The sequence below is a fragment of the Streptomyces sp. NBC_00620 genome (assembly GCF_026341825.1).
GTDB lineage: Bacteria > Actinomycetota > Actinomycetes > Streptomycetales > Streptomycetaceae > Streptomyces.
Genome location: NZ_JAPENY010000002.1, coordinates 1,800,108 through 1,816,793 on the forward strand (window position 1 = coordinate 1,800,108; position 16,686 = coordinate 1,816,793).

Here is a 16,686-nt window from a genome sequence, read left to right on the forward strand (position 1 = left end):
CTCAGTGGCCCTGCGGACCGCGGTCGATGAGCTGCTCGCGCTCGGGGCCCACGGAGACGTACCGGACGGGGGCGCCGACGAGCTCCTCCACGCGCAGCACATAGGCGGCCGCGGCCGGGGGCAGCCGGTCGAAGTCCCGCACCGCGGTGATGTCCTCGTCCCAGCCGGGCACGGTCTCGTAGACCGGCCGGGCCCTGTCCAGGAGATGCGTCATGGGGAAGTCGGCGACCGGCACTCCGTCGATCTCGTACGCCGTGCAGATCCGCAGTTCGGGCAGACCGCTCAGGCTGTCGAGCTTGGTGAGCGCGAGCTCGCCCGCACCCTGGACGAGCACGCCGTAGCGGGAGGCCACGGCGTCGAAGTGGCCGATCCTGCGGGGGCGTCCGGTGTTCACTCCGTACTCACCGGACGACATGCGCAGCGCGTCGGCCCAGGGGCCGGACTCCTCGGTGACGAACGGGCCTTCGCCGACACAGGTGGAGAAGGCCTTCATCACGCCGGTCACCCGGGTGAGCGGTGTGCCGGGCAGGCCCGAGCCGACCGGGGCGTAGCCGGCCAGCGAGGAGGACGAGGTGGTGTAGGGGTAGATCCCGTACAGGATGTCGCGCAGCGCGCCGAGCTGGGCCTCGCACATGATGTGCTTGCCCGCCTGCTCGGCGCGGACGAGTCCGGGGCTCACATCGCGGACGTACGGGCGCAGCCGCTCCGCGTGCTCGTGGCCCCACTTGACCATGTCGTCGAGGGAGATCGGCGGTGCTTCGGGGTAGAGCGCGCTGTGCGCGAGGTTCTTCCACTCGATCACCGGGGCGAGCCGCCGGCGCAGCAGTTCCTCGTCGAAGAGCTCGCCGAGCTGGAGGGCCTTCTTGAGGTAGCGGTCCCCGTAGACGGGGGCGATGCCGCGCCGGGTGGAGCCGAAGGGCTGGTCGGCGAGGCGGTCCTCCTCCCAGGCGTCCTGGTCCCGGTGGAAGGGGAAGCACACCGTGGCCCGGTCGGAGATGAGCAGTCCTGAGGTGTCGATGCCGCTCTCACGCAGCTGGGAGAGCTCCTCGTCGAGGGACTCCAGGTCCAGCACGGTGCCGGGGCCGATCACGTTCACGGTGCCCGGGTTGAAGATCCCCGAGGGGATCAGTCTGAGCTTGAAGGTGCCCAGGTCGTTGATGACGGTGTGACCGGCGTTGTTGCCGCCCTGGTACCTGACCACCAGGTCCGCGTCGCGGGCCAGGTAGTCGATCATCCGGCCCTTGCCCTCGTCGCCCCAGTTGATGCCGACGACCGCGTGCAGTGTCATGTGTTCTCGTTCCTCGGGTGGTTCGGTGCTGTGTCGCGCGCGGCGCGGGTCAGACGCGGGCCACACCGCTGCGACGGGCGGCGTCCGCGACCGCGCGGGTGACGGCCGGCGCCACGCGTGCGTCGAAGGAGTCGGGCAGGACGCGGTCGGGCGTCAGTTCCTCCGCGACCACGTCGGCCAGCGCGCGGGCCGCGGCCAGCTTCATCGACTCGGTGATGCGGGTGGCCCGCACCTGGAGTGCTCCGGCGAAGATGCCGGGGAACGCCAGCACGTTGTTGACCTGGTTGGGGAAGTCCGAGCGGCCGGTGCCGACAACGGACGCGTAGCGGCGCGCGGCGTCCGGGAGGATCTCCGGGTCGGGGTTGGAGAGCGCGAAGACGATCGCGTCGGCGGCCAGTCCCCGGAAGGCTTCCTCGGCCATCGGGCTGCCGGAGAGCCCGATGAAGACGTCCGCGCCGCGCATCGCGGTCCCGATGGAGCCGGTGAGGCCCGCACGGTTGCTGTCGCGGGCCAGCGCCTGCTTGGCGGGGTTGAGGTCGTCGCGTCCTTCGTGGACGATCCCCTTGCTGTCGCAGACCACGATGTCGCCGATGCCCGCGTCGAGCAGGATGCGGGCCACCGCGATGCCGGAGGCGCCGGCCCCGGCCACCACGGCGCGCAGATCCGCCAGTTCGCGGTGGGTGACGCGGGCGGCGTTCCACAGCGCGGCGAGCGTGACGACGGCCGTGCCGTGCTGGTCGTCGTGGAAGACCGGGATGTCCAGGCGTTCCTGGAGCTTGCGCTCGATCTCGAAGCAGCGCGGCGCGGAGATGTCCTCGAGGTTGATGCCGCCGAAGGCCGGGGCCAGCCTCGCCACCGTCTCCACGATCTCGTCCGGGTCGGTGCAGTCCAGCGCGATCGGGACCGCGTTGACGCCCGCGAGCTGCTTGAACAGGATCGCCTTGCCCTCCATCACGGGCAGCGAGGCGGCCGGCCCGATGTCGCCGAGGCCGAGCACGGCCGTGCCGTCGGTGACCACGGCGACCGAGGAGGACTTCCAGGTGTACTCGTACGCCAGCTCCGGGTTCTCGGCGATCGCGCTGCACACCCGGGCCACTCCCGGGGTGTAGGCGAGTGAGAGGTCTTCGGCGCCGCGCAGCGGCACCGTGGCGCACACCTCCATCTTTCCGGCGCGGTGATAGGCCAGCACCGGTTCTTCCAGCTTTGCGGAGGGGGACAGCTCGGTCGTCATCGGGGCCCTTTCGTCGTGGCCGGGCGTCCGGATCGAGCCAGCGGTCCCAGCGGGTCGCCGTTGAAGGTAGGGGGAGTTGCCGAAAGTTGTCAATGCTTGCCAGATGCCGTGACCTGCGATTACCGTTCCACTGCACCAGTGACCCCAGGGGGTGCCCGCTGCGGGACGGCGGGTGGTGTGGTCCTGAAAGTGACGTGAGATAGAGAGTGAACAAGTGAAGACTGTTCTGCCTGTGGCGGCGGGTTTCGGCCTTTCCGTCCTTCTGGCCCTTGTGGCTGTTCAGCTCGGTAGTGCCGAGGTCGGCCAGGTCTCCGCGGAGGGTTCCTCGGTGGTCGTCGAGGCGGCGTCCGCGTACGGCAACATCGACTGGCCCTAGCACCGGCCGAGTGAGGGTGCTACCCCTGGTACAATCGTTGCCTTATTCCGGCAATGTTTGCCAGGGGTTGGCAACCCTCCGGGCCGGACAAGTGCGAAGATTTCATGAGGTGGTGGCAGCGGATGCTGGAGCAGCCTGAATTCGGCCGACGCTTGCGCCAGCTGAGGCGACAACTGGGCAAGTCGCAGGCGGATCTCACCGGCCCCGGAATGTCCGCCGCCTACCTCTCCAGGCTGGAGTCCGGAGCTCGGCCGCCCACGCAGCGAGCCATCGAGTACCTCGTGGACCGACTGGGAGTTCAGGCCGAGTCGTTCGACGTGCCGCCCGATTCCGACCTGGCGGACATCCTCGCCGCGAGCTTCACGGTCTTCGACAAGGAGCGTGACGCCGAGATGCGAACCATGCTCCAGAACGTCCTCGACGAGGCCGTGGACGTCGACCCGCAGACCCGCTGGCAGGCTCTCTCCCAGCTCGCGCGGTTGCACGGGGCGCTCGGCGACTACGAGGACGAGCGTGATGTGCTCCAGGAGATGAGGGATCTCAGCGACGTCATGGAGCGCCCGCTGCTCAGGGTGCATTCACGGATCAGGTTCGCTCGGACGGTCCGCAACCTGGGTGACGCGGAGTCGGCCAGGCAAGGGGTACGCGAGGCTCTCGAGCTGAGCGAACGGCATCGCCTTCATGTGCCTGCCACCGAACTGCTGCGCAGCAAGCTCCTGTTGGCCTCGGTCGAAGCCGAACTGGGCAACCTCGCGGAGGCGGTCCGGCAGAGTTCCGACGTGATCGACTCGCTCCCGCGTACCGAAGGCGCGCTCGCCGCGGAGTCCTTCTGGGTCGCGGCGACGGTCCAAACGCGTCTCGGCCACTACGAGCAGGCCACTGCGCAGCTCCAGCGGGCCCTGGCCGCACTCGACAGCCGCGAGGACCTGACGCTGTGGATGCGACTGCGGCTGGCGGCGGCGTCTCTCGCACTGCAGGCCGGTCCTCCCCGGATCGAGGAGGCCGATGCCTGTCTGCGGGCCGTCGAGCCCGCTCTCGGTCTGGCCGGCACCCCTCGACACCATCACGAGTATCTGTTTCTGCGGGCCCAACTCGCTTTCCAGAAGGGCGAAACGGGCGAGGCGTGCGAGTTGTGCCGGCGCGCGGAGGAAGGCCTCGAGCTGCTTTCCTACCGTGACCGCATCCGGCTCGAGGTGCTCCGCGGGCTGCTCGACGCCGCCGCCGGAAACGAGGGCGCTCTGCCACGGGTGCGGAGTCTCGCCGCGCAGGTCCAGCAGGCGGGAATGCTCGATCTCGCCGCGGAGGTGTGGCGCGCAGTGGCCGAGGCCCCCGCGTCGCCGGCCGAGTCTCCGGGAAGTGTGTGAACGGCGACCGTCTGCCCGCCTGCCGGCGGGCAGATCGCGCGCTCTCCGCCGTTACGACGCCGGTACCTTCAGCTTCTCCCAACTGACCTTCCCCGGAATTCCGTCCGCGTCCTTGCCCTTGAAGCCCAGCTTGTGCTGCCAGGCCGTGTAGGACTTGCGGTCCGCGTCCGTCCAGTTGGGGCTCGGGCCATCCTCGTAACGGCCGCAGCCCTCGGCGACCAGGCGCTTGCCCATGGCGGTGATCAGCGGGTCGTGGCGGCCGACCTGGAAGAAACCGGCGCCGGGGAACGGCTCGTACGAGGGCTTGGGCTGCGGCTTGGGGTCGGGGCTCGAGCCACCGCTCGGCCTGCCCTTCAGACGGTCCCCGATACGGGAGCGCATACCGTCCATCGTGAAACCGCGCGGGTCCTGTTTGCCCGGCTGCCACTCCTTGTGGCCGATGACGGAACGCTCGCTCCAGCCGTAGTGGCGGCAGATCGCGGCCGAGACCTTCTCGATGGCTTCCTTCTGCGCCTCGGGCCAAGGGTCCTTGCCGTTGCCGAGGTTGACGCACTCGAAGCCGTAGAAGTGGCGGTTGCCGTCGGTGTCGGCCTCGTTGTCCGGCGGCAGCTTCGTCTCGTTGACGACGGCGCGCAGGACGTCGCCGTCGCCGAGGCCCGCGTGGTTGGCGCGGCCGTTGCCGACCAGGTGGACGTGGCCCTTCTTGTCGATCACGCCGTGGCACAGCGGGCCGGGCAGGGCCGAGTAGCCGTTGTAGCAGAGGGACACGGACGAGTCGGTGCCCGAGGTGACGGTGTGGTGGATCATCACGCCGTTCATCGGGCCCCACGGACCCTTCGAAATGCGGTTGTGCGTACGCCAGTTGCGTACCTCGTGGACCGTCACGCCCTCCGCGCGCAGGATCTCCACCAGTTTGGACGCACTCATCGGCTTGGCCATCACTTGCCTCCTTCCGCTGCGGCTTCCGCCTCTGCCGTGGTCTGGGAGCGCGGATTGGGCGCGTCGACGGCCTCCGCCGTGGATTCCTCCTCCGCCGCGAGCGCCTCCGCGGCGAGCGCGGCCTCGTCCGCGGCCGGGATGCTGTGCGCGAGCGTGGTGAAAGCGAGCCGCAGGTCGACGGGAGCGTCCTCGCCCTTCACCAGGGCCAGCGGCGCGAAGTGCCGGGCGATGCCCGCGGGGGCCTGGAGCAGCGGCTTTCGCGCGTCGTTCACGGGCCACTCGACGCTGCCGGTCGCGGTGCGGGCCGGGATGATCCAGTGGTCGCCGGTGCGATAGTTGCCGCCCTTGGCGAAGTACACCTCGACGCCGTCCTCGAGGGGCAGCCATTCGCCCTCCTCGACGCGGATCGCCCCGTCCCGCAGTCCGGCTGTGCGGCCCTTGCGCTTGGGGCCCGCCTGGTGGTCCCAGCGGCGCAGGAACGGGTGCAGGTGGGGCAGCCGTCCGACGCCGGGCTCCGGTTCGGCGGACAGCCGCACCCGGCGGCCCGGCAGGTCCAGCTCCTCGACCCGCAGCAGGGGGAGTGCCTCCAGGCGGGAGGCGTACGCGGTGTCGGTGAACTCCACCTGGTCGCCGACGTCGAGATCTAGCTTGTCGTCCTGGCCGAGCGAGGCCAACTGCACCCAGGTGCCGTCCAGTTCGTCGACCGGGAAGACGACCGAGCCGTTCTCGCGCGACCACTTGAACGTGGCGTCGGCGACCGGTCCCCCGGCGTGCACCTCCACCCGGTAGAGCTGGTTCTCCGGGCCGCGGTAGCGGGCATCCGGCTTGACCAGGCACGGGTCCTCGTCCGCGTGGTCGGGCCGCTGGGCGCGGGCCGCGAGGTTGGCGGAAGGGGCACTCCGGTCACGCGCCCACTGGGTGAACTTGGCGCTCACCTGCTCCTTGGTGGGGTCGGCCTCCTCCACGCCGAGCGCGGCGAGGGTCAGCGGCAGGACCTGCCAGACCACCTTCGAGCGTGCCGCCGTGTCCGGCATCGCCGAGCCGAGCGCCACCTCGCGCAGCGCCGGGTCCTCCGCAGCGGTGACCGCGCGCTCCCACACCGACAGATAGACCACGAAGGGAGCCTGGGCGGGTGAAGGCAGCCGGTCGCCCGGCTTCTCCGGGTCACGGAAGCCGTCCGGCTGGTCCCAGTACGTCCAGAACGCGGGCGGCACCACGGCCTCCGCGTCATCGTCCGCGGCGTCCTCGTCCGGCACCGGCACGCCGGGCGCGGGCCGGTCCGCGTCGCACAGGATTCCGTCGACGTAGTAGCGGCCGCCGTAGATGTTGAGGGTGTCGATGTCGTGCTTGCCGCCCACGTACTGGATGCGGAAGCCCGCGGCGTCGCGCGGCCCGCCGTGCCGGCCTATGAGGTCGGCGGCGAGCGTGCGCGCCCGGTGGAGTTCGATCGCGGTCTGCTCATTGGCGTCGGCGTCGAGCTGGACGCGGCCCTGCTGGGCGATGACCGCGGAATAGTGCCGCTCCGGACGGAACGTGGAGCGGGAGAGATCGGCGTGCATGAAGGGAGTCCCCCTGGTTCAGATGTGTGCGGGTGAGTCGGTTGTCGCGGTCGGATCAGGTCACGTATCGGCTCAGGTCACGTAGAAGATCCCGGCGTCCGTGCCCGCGGGCGTGTACTGCGCGAGCCGCGCCCGCAGGCTGTCCTCGCGCTGCGGCCGGTACAGGTCGTGGAAGGCGCCCATCTCGGCGCCGTCCTGCGCGCCGCGCCGGATCTCCTGGGCGCAGCGGTCCGCCAACTGCCCGTACCAGGGCGTCCCGTAGCGCTCGGACGTGAACAGCGGCCGCACGCGCGCGGCCTCGCCGCGACCGGCCAGGTCCGGCTGGCAGCGGTACCTGCGCGGCGTACGCGAGCCGGCCGGGACGTACGAGAAGCGCATGCACCCGATGCCGCGCCGCGCCACGTGGAGCCGGCCGGTGAAGATGGAGTCCTCCGCGATCTCCACCGCGTGCGTGTGCACCTCGCCGATGACCGTGGTGCGGTGGGCGTGCAGGACGGCGTGGGCGTGCCGGCAGTCCGGGGCGGACAGGGCCGGGCGATCGCTCGCGGTGGCGTCCAGGACGCTGTCGCGGATGTGGATGTCGAGCGGTTCCTCGGACACCTCGTCGCCGATGACCTCGATCGTGCCGAGGATGCTGTCCTCGATCTGCAGGCACGCAGTGGTGCGTTCCAGGACGAAGCTCGGCTCCTGCGGGGAGTGCGGCTCGCACTCGGGCTCCAGGGACCAGCCGGGCACGAGCGTCGAGTGGCGTAGGACGACCGCGCCCATCGGGCCCGTCACATTGATGCCGCGTCCGGCGACGAGCAGTCCGTCGAGGACGATCCGCGGACGCTCGCCCGGCTCGCAATCCTCGGACACGGCACGGATGTTGAGCGCGTCCGGACGGTTGCTGTACCAGTCGAGGAGGCGGATCACCGGGCGGGTGCCCTCCGCCGCACGTACTTCGAGGCGGTCGCCGGGGTCGAGATCGAAGTCCAACTGCTCCTGGTACGCGCCGCTGTGGGTGATCTCGATGACGCCCTCGGGCCCGCAGGTCCCGGACCGCCGGTCGTGCTGCCAGGCCCGGTACGCGTCCATGATCTGCCGGTACGTCTGCCCGGGACCGACCCGGTAGAACGCGGCGTCCGGGCGCGCCGTGCGGTCCCGCGCGTACTCGCCGCCGCCCATGTCGGCGCCGAACGCGTAGTGGTGGTCCACCCAGACGCCCTGCCTGGGCGCCGACCGTGCCCCGAACGCGATCCGCCCGAGCTCCGGATCGACCGCGACCTGTCCGCGCCCCGGCCGGTAGCGCCAGTCCGACAGGTCGGCCACCACGATGTCCGACGGCGGCACCGGCTTGTCCTCGCCGTCGCGGCGGATGACGAAACTCTTGCCGGGTCCGTAGTAGTCGGCGAGCCGGTCGTGCAGTTGGCGGCGCCGGATGAACGCCGGGACGTTGTCGATCGTCGCGATGTGCGTCGCCGACGGCTCCGGGACCGGCTTGGTGACCAGCGGGCTGTCGTTGCCGAGGATCGAGAAGGTGTAGAGGTTGCGGGCCCGGTCGATGCAGTACGCGGGGGAGGACGTCAGCGAATGCGCCTTCAGCCGCCAGACGAAGAGGCCGACTCCGGCCGGGGTCGAACCTCCTTGCCTACGACGGGAGTTGGCGCTCCGGACGTCCACCGAGCGGGCCACCGTCCCGAAGGCGGAGCCCGCCAGGTCGAGCGCTGAGCCGTCCCGTAGATCGGCGAGCCGCCCGCGTCGCTCACGGCCCGCACTCCCGGACCCGTACAGCTTGACCGGCTGCTGGTGCGAGACGAGCCGCGACAGCTCGACCGCCCGCGACGGCCACTCGGCAACCTGCTCGCAGAGCTCTTCGAGCAGGTGCAGCGTGCCCTTGCGGCGCAGGTTCGCGACCGTGGCGGCCACATCGCGGCGCGGCGCGATCGCCTCCGTCAGCGCGGCCGAACTCCCGCCCCGCAGACCGTTGGTGAGGACCCGTTCGTAACCGGGCAGCGTCCGATAGCCGACCAGGTCGCCGAGGTACGGCAGCACCCAGGGCGCCGCCGTCTCCACGAACAGGTCCTCATAACTCTGCTCGACCCCATTGCGTACGACATCGATCTGCTCGGCCATCACCGCAAGCAGGGCGCGCAGCGGCTCGCCCTCGTCGGTGTCCCTGAGGCGGTGCCACTGGGGGAGCAGTTGAGCGAGCCCGTCCGGCTCCCTGGACATCACTTGACCTCCGTCAGAATCAGGGTGTCCGCGGCCTTCGGCGTCAGCAGCGCGAGCTGCGCCGGGCGGATGCCGCGGAAGACGAACACCGAACGGCCCTTGACGAGGCGCCGGGTATCGGTGATGTCGGGGTTGAGGCGCAGGAGTTCGGCGAGCGGAACGCCGTGCCGGGCACAGATCGCCGACAGGGTCTCGCCGTCCTTCTCGCGCACGGTGTGGATCTTCTCGTCGTACGTCGCCTCGCGCGCCGGGACCGAGGACCTAGGCTCGCCGGGTGTGCCGAGCAGGCGCGTCAACTCCTGTGCGGTGGCGCCCGCGACGGCGGACGCGGAGATCCCGGTGAAGACATCGACGTCCATGTAGTCGACGCCCGGTACCGAATGCGCTGTCGCCAGGACCTCCGAGAGGCGGGCCGGGTGTCCCAACTCCCGCCCCTCGTAGCCGAGTCGGCGCAACAGGGCCCCTCGAAGGCGGGGTTCGACGACCTCCCAGGTGTGGTCGGCCGCGAGCTTCACCTTCGCGGCTATCAGCAGCAGCACGAGCTCGCGCACGTCCACCCGGACGGGCAGCCGGGGATCGCCGTACTCGGTGAGCGAGCCACGCAGGGCGCGCAGTACGTCGGCGTCTTCGGCGATCGGAACATCATCCGTGCCCGCGACCGTCACGTGCAGCACACGCCGTCGCCCGTCGAAGAGTTCGCGCGCCGCGGCCCGGCCGATCCCGGCGCGGGAGCGCGCGAAGTCCTCGTAGTCGGGCACGGACACCAGGCGGTCCAGGGCTGCCACGGACAGGGGGACCGTGCGCCTGGTCAGTGCGGGACCGTCCGCGTCGGCGCCGCCCGTCGCCGGGCGCGGATTGGTCACCGCGGTGACGCCGAGCGGCCGGGTCAGTGCCTGTGTGACGCGTTGCGCGGCCACGTTCGCCGCCTTGCCGGTGCCGAAGCGGTAGCGGGCGCGTACGTTCTCGTGACCGCTGGACAGGCGCGCGCCGTGCACACCGTCGCCGAACGTCACCGTCGTACGACCGTCGCCGGTGGTGCCCGTGATGTAGACCCGGTCGCGCGGCCCGCGCCCCGCGAGGCTGTCGACCGCGTGCCAGAGCAGCCCGTCGACCCGGACCTCCAGGACGGGCGTGGCGCCCAGCGGAGTGTCCGACGCCATCCAGGTGAGCGGCGACTGCCACAGGGTGAACGTCTGGTTCGTGCGGTCGGCGTCGCCGCTGCCGATCGGCTCGTCCCGGCCCTCGCCGTGCGTCGCCTCCACCACGTTGCCGAGGATCTTCACCGTCTCGCGCCGGTAGCGGTGTGCGAGATCGGCGGTCAGCGTCAGCTTCGTGTGGACGTGGTCGCCCGGGAGTTGGGGGTCGAGCGAGGGTTCGGCTGCCGCGATCACCGCGACCTCGGTGGCCTCGACGCCGACGGTGCCGGGGATGTCGCCGCGCAGTCCGCTGACGATCAGGGTGCGGCCGGGCCGCAACCCGTCGTACAGCTCGGCGAGTTCGAGTTCGTTGCCGTACACGTCCTCGGCGAGCGGTTCGTCCGCCGTGCGCAGCGGCTCACCCGCCGCGTGCACGGTGGTGTCGCGAATGTGCGAGAGCAGTACGTCCTTGTCGTCCAACCACGGGTCGGCAAGGACGAGTTCGGTGCCGCGGCCGGTGATGCCGTAGTTGGTGTACGCGGCTGTGCGCACGGCCGTGACCTTCGTGGTGACGAGCTTGAACTTCTTGTCGCCGGGGTGTGCGTCGTCGTCGCCCTTGGCGGGCCGCTCGATCGCGACCCAGCTGCCGACGGTGATGCCGTCGTACACGGTGTCCAGCTGCACCACTTGGCGGTCGGCGGGGGCCGGCCTCGTGGCGATGACGACTTCCACGGTGGGGGCGGTGGTGCCGACCGTGTAGCGAAGGGTCACTTCGTACTCGCCATGGGTGAAGCGCACCGGAACGTTGGGGCTGAGGGGGATCTCCCTGGCCGCGCCGTTGTATATGCCGACGTTGACGACCCCTTCCGCGTCCGGGCGCGACACGAAGAGCGTGCGCTCGGGCAGGCCCGAGTGGAGGCGGGCGGTGACGCCGGGCTCCTGGGAGTCGGTGGGGCGGCGGCTGAGCCAGTTCAGCTCGCGGTCCTGGCTGTTGCGGGTGGACAGCTCGACCTGGCCGGGGCCCAGGGGGAAACTCTCCGGCTGCGCGACCGGGAGCGTCCTCGCCCGCTGATCGGAGCTGCCGCCCTCGATGTACTGGAACTCGGCCGCCTGAGGCACCTTGCCCGCGGGGTCGAACACCACACGCATGCTGGTCAGGACAGCGCCCGTCAGCGGCCAGTCGGTGGTGCGGATCACCCGGCCGCGGTCGTCCTGGACCGGTTTCAAGGGGGCCGTCGCGCCGAACGGGGTCGCCTTCGCGCGCAGGGCGAGCAGCTCGCGCAGGAGGTTCGGCGCGGTGGGCGCCGCCGCCTGCCGCCACGCCGGGTAGAGGGCCCCGAGTGCCGGGTCGAGGGTCTTGAGCAGGCGTGCCGTGTCCGCGCCCGGAGTGGCGGCGAAGGTGCCTGTGCCGGGTGCGGGAGCCTTGCCGCTCAGCGCGGGGAGGAGGGCGGTGAGGGCCGCCAGCGCGGCTTCGTCCGGGCGGGGGAGCGGGGTGACGGTGGCGGTGCCCTGCTTCGACCGGCTGGCCGATGGGTTCTCCTGCTGGTCTTCCGGTTGGGACGGGGCCAGCTCCCCGGCTCGTTCCGCGAGTTCGGCCAGCATCGCCTCCAACTGGGCGAACCAGTCGGCCACATCCTCGTACGGTGTCGCCAAAGCCTGCGCCTCGGCGAGACGTGCGAGGGGCTCGGTGAGAGCGGACATCAGCTGCTCCGGCGACTTCACGCCGTCCAGGCCGTCCCGCAGCGGAGTCAGCACCTGGTCGTCGAAGTCGTCGATCAGACGGCTCACCGGCCGGGGGTTGGGCACCTCGGGCGTGGGCGGCTCGTCGCCCGGCACACCCGGAGCCGGTGGCTCGGTGGTCCAGCGGCGCACCTCGTCGAGCAGTTCCTTGAGGGTCGGCGGGGCCGACCGGGGCAGGCCGATCGCCGTGATCTCGTCGTCGCGGTCGATGCGTACGCGAGAGACGGGAAGCAACAGCCTTTCCCCGCCCGCCTGTTCACCGAAGACGAAGAGCAGCTGGTCTCCCGTCTGCAGGGAGTTCGCGGTGCCCTCGACGAAGAGTTCCGAGCGGCGCGTGAGGTCCTGAGGGGTGATCAGGGAGGGGCGCCTGCGGCGCAGTCGGAGTTCGTTCCAGTCCCAGCGGGCCGTGAGGTCCCGGCTGGTCTCGAACGTCTGCGACTCCTCGTCGGCCGACGCCGGGACGCTGTTGCTGCGCGCCCCACGGGGGATGACGACGGGCAGGGTCTCGGCCCGTGGATCGCGGTCGAGGGTGTACGCGAGATGGGTGTTCGCGGCGACACCGGGACGCGGCCGGTGACCGACCAGGCGGCCGAGCAGCACCAGCGAGCGGTGTTCGTTCGCGGTGCGCAGATAGGCCTCGTCGGCGATCCGCTCGGAGTGGAAGGTCAGCAGGTCACCGAGGACGGCGGTCGCGTCGAGGAGGCCGAGCGCCGGGTCGTCGGGGGTGCGGACGGTCAGCCTGCCGAGCGCCGGGTAGGCGGGGGACGCCAGTCGGTCGTGCAGGGCGGACAGGAAGGAGCCGTACTCGCCGACGCGGTAGTCGAGGGCGGTGCGGCCCGGCGGGTTGTGCGGCGCGGCGGGCGCCACCCGCTCGTCGTGACCGCCCGCGCAGGTCCCGGCACAGCCGCAGCCGCAGTCCGGGGTGAGCTCGTCGCTCGTCATCGGGCACCCCCAAGGGATATCGCCAGTCGGCCGTTCTCCGGCCGGTCGGGGTCGTTGTCGCAGATGGCGATCTCCAGCGGGCCGAGCCGCAGCACGCCGTCCTCCCTCTCTCCTCGGTCCTCTTCGAACAGCCGCCGCAGACGGGTGACTTGAACGCTCTCCACGCCCTGGACGGCCGCCGCGACAGCGACCAGGCGGCTGAGCCTGACCGGCTCGCCGAACGTCAGCGCGTCGGGGTGGAAGAAGCCGAGCCGCCCTCCCGCGAGCCGGCCGTGGCCGAGTACGCGGTACAGCTCGGCCAGGATCTGCCCCTGCTGGTGTCCGGGCTGTGCGCACACCGTCAGCGCGATGTCGAGCGGCGTCAGCTGCGCGGGCCTCACCACCACGTCGTGGCCGATGCGCCGGTAGGCCTCCAGGGACTGGGCCACCGCGTCGAGCAGCGCGGGCGCCGGGGCGCCGGTGCCGTGCGCGTCGATCGCGATGTGCGCCTCCTGGACGCTGCCCGTCCAGCGCAGCTCCGCCGCCGCCCGCTGCACCCCGGGCAGGGCCGAGGCGAGAGCGGCGTAGTCGTCGGCGGTCACGGCACGCAGCCGGGTGCGGCGCAGGTCCAGCGGCGCCAACTGGCGTACCTGGTCGATGGGTTCGGGCTCGGTGCCACCGACGGCTGGGAGCGGATTGCGCACCCCGGCCACCGGTACCCCGGCCACCTGCACGTCGCCGCCATCGTCGTCGCGGCACAGCACCAGGTGGTTGATGGCCTCGGCGCCCACGTTGCCCGCGAGGCCGCCGCCCAGCCTGTAGTGGAGTTCCAGGCGGGCGCCGGGGGTCGGCCTCGCGCCGTGCCGTCCGTCGCCGAACCGCAGCGCGAGCCGCCCGTCGTCCTCCAGCTCACCCACGAAGTGCCGGTCGCGGGGCCCGCTTTCGAGCAGGTCGCGGCGCGGACTCCAGCGCAGCTCGCCCTCGTGGAGGCGTACGGCGGGAAGGGCGCGGCGTGCGTCCTGCGCGAGCCCGGCCGAGGCGGAACCCCGCAGGACCGGCTCCTCGGGGTGGATGCCCTCCGCGTACGCCGGGCCCCAACTGTGCGCGATCTCCCAGGCGATGTGGCCGTCGAGAACCGTTCCGGCGCGGGCGCGCGCGGTCAGCACCTCGATCCGGCGCAGCTTGGAGTCGAGCAACTGGTCGCTGCGGTAGAGGAGTTCGCGCAGGGCGCGGACCGGGTGCAGTCGCAGTTCGAACCGCTCCAGGACCTTCAGGCCGTAGACCACGGCCAGTTCGGCGATCTCCTCGTCACCGAGCCCGTCGCGGTCGCGGGCGCTGCGCCACAGCTCCACCAGACGCTGCTTCACCCGGCCCGGGATGGCGCCGATCCGCTCGGCCTGACCCGCCGAAACGGCCCCCGGGTCGGGGAACGGCACGGCCTGCACCACGGGCGAGCGGCCGAGCAGCGGACGGAAGCGCGGCGCGATGCCCGGGTAGACGGACTGCGCGAGCAGTGTGCGCAGGGCCGCCGCCTGTGCGTACGCGGTGCCCGGCACGACGCGCTCCCGCCGCTGGCCCGCCAGTTCGAGGCCGAGCCCGGCACGTACGGTCGCGTCCTCGCCCACCACGTCGAACAGCTCGCGGACGTCGTCGGCGGTGAGCGCCTCGCCGCACCCCGCCTTGTCCGTCAGGGAGTTGATGAGCTTCGCGGTCGCGTTGCCCTCGTCGGGATCCCAGCAGCCGAAGGCCGGAGGGTCGCAGGGGACCACGACGGCGGGCGCCGGCGGCACGGTCACGGTCTCCGGCAGGGTGCTGCCGCACCAGTGGACGGTACGGCCGTGGTCGACGAGGACCACGTTGCCGCGCGCCACACTGACGTCCTCGACCGGCGCGCAGTCGCGTCCGCCGCGCGTGGCCAGGCAGAGCGGGAAACGCAGCGCGTCCTCGGCGTCCCAGGTGACCTCCAGGACAGGCTGGTCCTCGATGCGGTCGACGCCTGGCGTGACGGACGTGAGGCGCACCGCCTGCCGGTGGGAGGGGTCGGCGTCGCCCGGAGTTCCGGTACGAGGTCCCTTCACCTCCTCCAGGACGAGCAAGTCACCGGCGCGCAGGCCGAGTTGGCGACCCTCGCAGGTCTCCGCGTCCCGCCACTCGTCGCGCAGGGTGACCGCTGTGGCTCCCTTCGGCAGCGAGCACACGTCGCCGCCCCAGGTCCACAGCCGTATGGAGTTGTGCGCGGCGCGCAGTTCGAGGGGATCTCCGGCCGCGACCGGCTCGAACACCTCGACGCCGCCGCGCTCGGCCAGGTCGGCGAGGTCCCGGTCGTCGACCACCGTCCCGGGCGCCGGGCGGTCGTGCGGATCGACGGCGCGTATGTCCACGGAGGCGAAGCGGAACGTGCCTGCGGGCAGCGTGTGTTCACCGGCCGTCTCCACCGTCACGTACGCCCGCGCGGTGCAGCCGTCGTGCATCGCATAGTCGATGAGCCGGATATGACGGCGTACGGAGACCCGGCGGCGCGCGGTGTCGAGGTACGCCTCCGTGGCGACCGCGTCCTGCTGGTAGCTGATCTGGTCGCCGGTGTAGGCGAGCAGCTCGACGAGCGTCATGCCCAGGTCGGCCGGGTTGCGCTCGATCCAGTCGGGCGTGGTGAGGGCCAGCCGGTCCAGGAGGAGCTTGCGGATGGTGTCGTAATCGCGGGCCGTGTAGTCGACGACCGGCGTCAGCGGGAAGACGGGTTCCTCCACCACCTCGTCCGCGCAGTCGAAGGGCGTCGGACAGTCGGGCCGGAAGGCGAACGTCGCGCTGTGGTAGCGCTGGTCGAAGCCGCGGAAGGGCTCCGTTCCGGGCCGCCCGTACGGGTCGGTCTCGACGAGGGAGATCCGGTAGCGGGAGGTGTCGCCGGGCTTGTCGAGGGTGACGTACAGCCGGTCGTCGAGCTCGGGGTCCTCCTCGCGCTCCACGCTCACGTCGACGGCCTCGATGCCCGCGATCCGGCGGCCGCCGTCGATCCGTACGTTCTGCGCGCCGAGGCCGTGCGGGGCCTTGCCGAGGAAGGTGACGGTGAGCAGGAGCCCCTCGTCGTTCACCTCCACGGCGTCAACTCCGTTGAGCTGCGCCGCTCTTACCTTGGTCCGTCGGGCGGACACGGAACCGGTCACGCCTCGGCCCTCCCTTCGAAGACGTCGTCACGACGGCTCCCGGTGGCGCGCACGGCGTACGACAGATACACGCGGACGACGTTCTCCTCGCTCACCACGTCCAGGGCCGCCACCTCGATGAGATCACCGAGCCAGCGCTGCAGAGCCGCCTGCACCGAGAGCTCCAACGCACTCGCCAGCTCGGGGCTGTTGGGCGTGAAGACCAGGTCGAGGAGGCCGCAGCCGAAGTCGGGGCGCATCACGCGCTCGCCGGGGCTGGTGAACAGCAACTGCTCGATCAGGTCGCGGACATGCTCGTCCTGGTCGGCGTGCGCGCTGCGCCCCCGCCGGTCGACCCGGAACGGAAAGGCGAGATCACTGCGGATGCGGGTGCGTGGGCTCATCGGACGGTCACCTCTCGCTGCGCGGGCTGGACGAACGGCGGGCCCTGCGGCACGAACGCCGCTGTGACGCACTGGGCCGCGGAGGTGTCGAGCAGCACCGGCGCGCCGTCGACCGTGATGCCGGAGGAGTCCGCGGTCCAGCGGACGGCGACACACGGCTCGGGTACGCCACCGACCGTGTGGGGGCAGCCGGTCACGACGTAGTTGTGGGTGGCCGTCGCCACGGGCGCGCCGTTCACGAGCACGGCCCGGTCCGAAGCGCCGGTCGTCGAGGTGGCGCGGCCGCCGTGCGGGCAGCTGATCGCGGCACCGGAGCCGCCGCCGGTGGTGAGTAGATTCCCGGATGTCCCGGACATGCTGGATGATCCCCCGTC

At 71.5% G+C, this 16,686-nt stretch carries 11 protein-coding genes; 2 read left to right on the forward strand and 9 right to left on the reverse strand.

Annotation, left to right across the window (positions count from 1 at the left end; genetic code table 11):
• Position 1: 1 nt before the first annotated feature.
• A complete protein-coding gene (locus tag OG246_RS27400) occupies positions 2-1,288 on the reverse strand; it encodes an adenylosuccinate synthase (protein WP_266469181.1) in 1,287 nt (428 codons plus the stop codon).
• A 49-nt stretch (positions 1,289-1,337) separates the two neighbouring features.
• Positions 1,338-2,519, reverse strand: coding sequence for an NADP-dependent malic enzyme (locus OG246_RS27405; RefSeq protein WP_323178333.1), 1,182 nt, complete (start codon positions 2,517-2,519; stop codon positions 1,338-1,340).
• 214 nt (positions 2,520-2,733) lie between these two features.
• Here OG246_RS27405 and OG246_RS27410 point away from each other — a divergent pair, with 214 nt between their 5' ends.
• Both OG246_RS27410 and OG246_RS27415 read left to right on the forward strand, forming a co-directional pair.
• Positions 2,734-2,895: a hypothetical protein gene (locus tag OG246_RS27410; RefSeq protein WP_266469183.1), complete on the forward strand. Its 162-nt coding sequence runs from the start codon at positions 2,734-2,736 to the stop codon at positions 2,893-2,895.
• Between the two features lie 122 nt (positions 2,896-3,017).
• On the forward strand, positions 3,018-4,259 hold the full coding sequence (locus OG246_RS27415) for a helix-turn-helix transcriptional regulator (protein WP_266469184.1): 1,242 nt from the start codon (positions 3,018-3,020) through the stop codon (positions 4,257-4,259).
• A 51-nt stretch (positions 4,260-4,310) separates the two neighbouring features.
• On the opposite strand, the gene OG246_RS27420 is transcribed toward OG246_RS27415, so the two are convergent.
• From OG246_RS27420 to OG246_RS27450, 7 genes are all read right to left on the reverse strand, one after another.
• Positions 4,311-5,198, reverse strand: a complete 888-nt coding sequence (locus tag OG246_RS27420; RefSeq protein WP_266469186.1) for a peptidoglycan-binding protein — start codon at positions 5,196-5,198, stop codon at positions 4,311-4,313.
• Entirely contained in the window at positions 5,198-6,757 is a 1,560-nt protein-coding gene (locus OG246_RS27425; RefSeq protein ID WP_266469188.1) for a DUF6519 domain-containing protein, read from the reverse strand. Before OG246_RS27425 ends, OG246_RS27420 begins: the two co-directional genes overlap by 1 nt.
• 72 nt (positions 6,758-6,829) lie before the next feature.
• Positions 6,830-8,971, reverse strand: a complete 2,142-nt coding sequence (locus OG246_RS27430; protein ID WP_266469190.1) for a hypothetical protein — start codon at positions 8,969-8,971, stop codon at positions 6,830-6,832.
• Entirely contained in the window at positions 8,971-12,789 is a 3,819-nt protein-coding gene (locus OG246_RS27435) for a putative baseplate assembly protein (protein ID WP_266469191.1), read from the reverse strand. The genes OG246_RS27430 and OG246_RS27435 overlap by 1 nt, the downstream gene beginning before the upstream one ends.
• Positions 12,786-15,929 (reverse strand): putative baseplate assembly protein, encoded by a 3,144-nt coding sequence (locus OG246_RS27440; RefSeq protein ID WP_266469194.1) that lies wholly within the window; start codon positions 15,927-15,929, stop codon positions 12,786-12,788. Before OG246_RS27440 ends, OG246_RS27435 begins: the two co-directional genes overlap by 4 nt.
• Positions 15,926-16,312 carry a GPW/gp25 family protein gene (locus OG246_RS27445; RefSeq protein WP_266469196.1) on the reverse strand — a complete coding sequence of 129 codons (387 nt, stop codon included), beginning with the start codon at positions 16,310-16,312 and terminating at the stop codon, positions 15,926-15,928. The genes OG246_RS27440 and OG246_RS27445 overlap by 4 nt, the downstream gene beginning before the upstream one ends.
• Positions 16,309-16,668, reverse strand: a complete 360-nt coding sequence (locus OG246_RS27450) for a hypothetical protein (RefSeq protein WP_266469198.1) — start codon at positions 16,666-16,668, stop codon at positions 16,309-16,311. The genes OG246_RS27445 and OG246_RS27450 overlap by 4 nt, the downstream gene beginning before the upstream one ends.
• Positions 16,669-16,686: the final 18 nt, after the last annotated feature.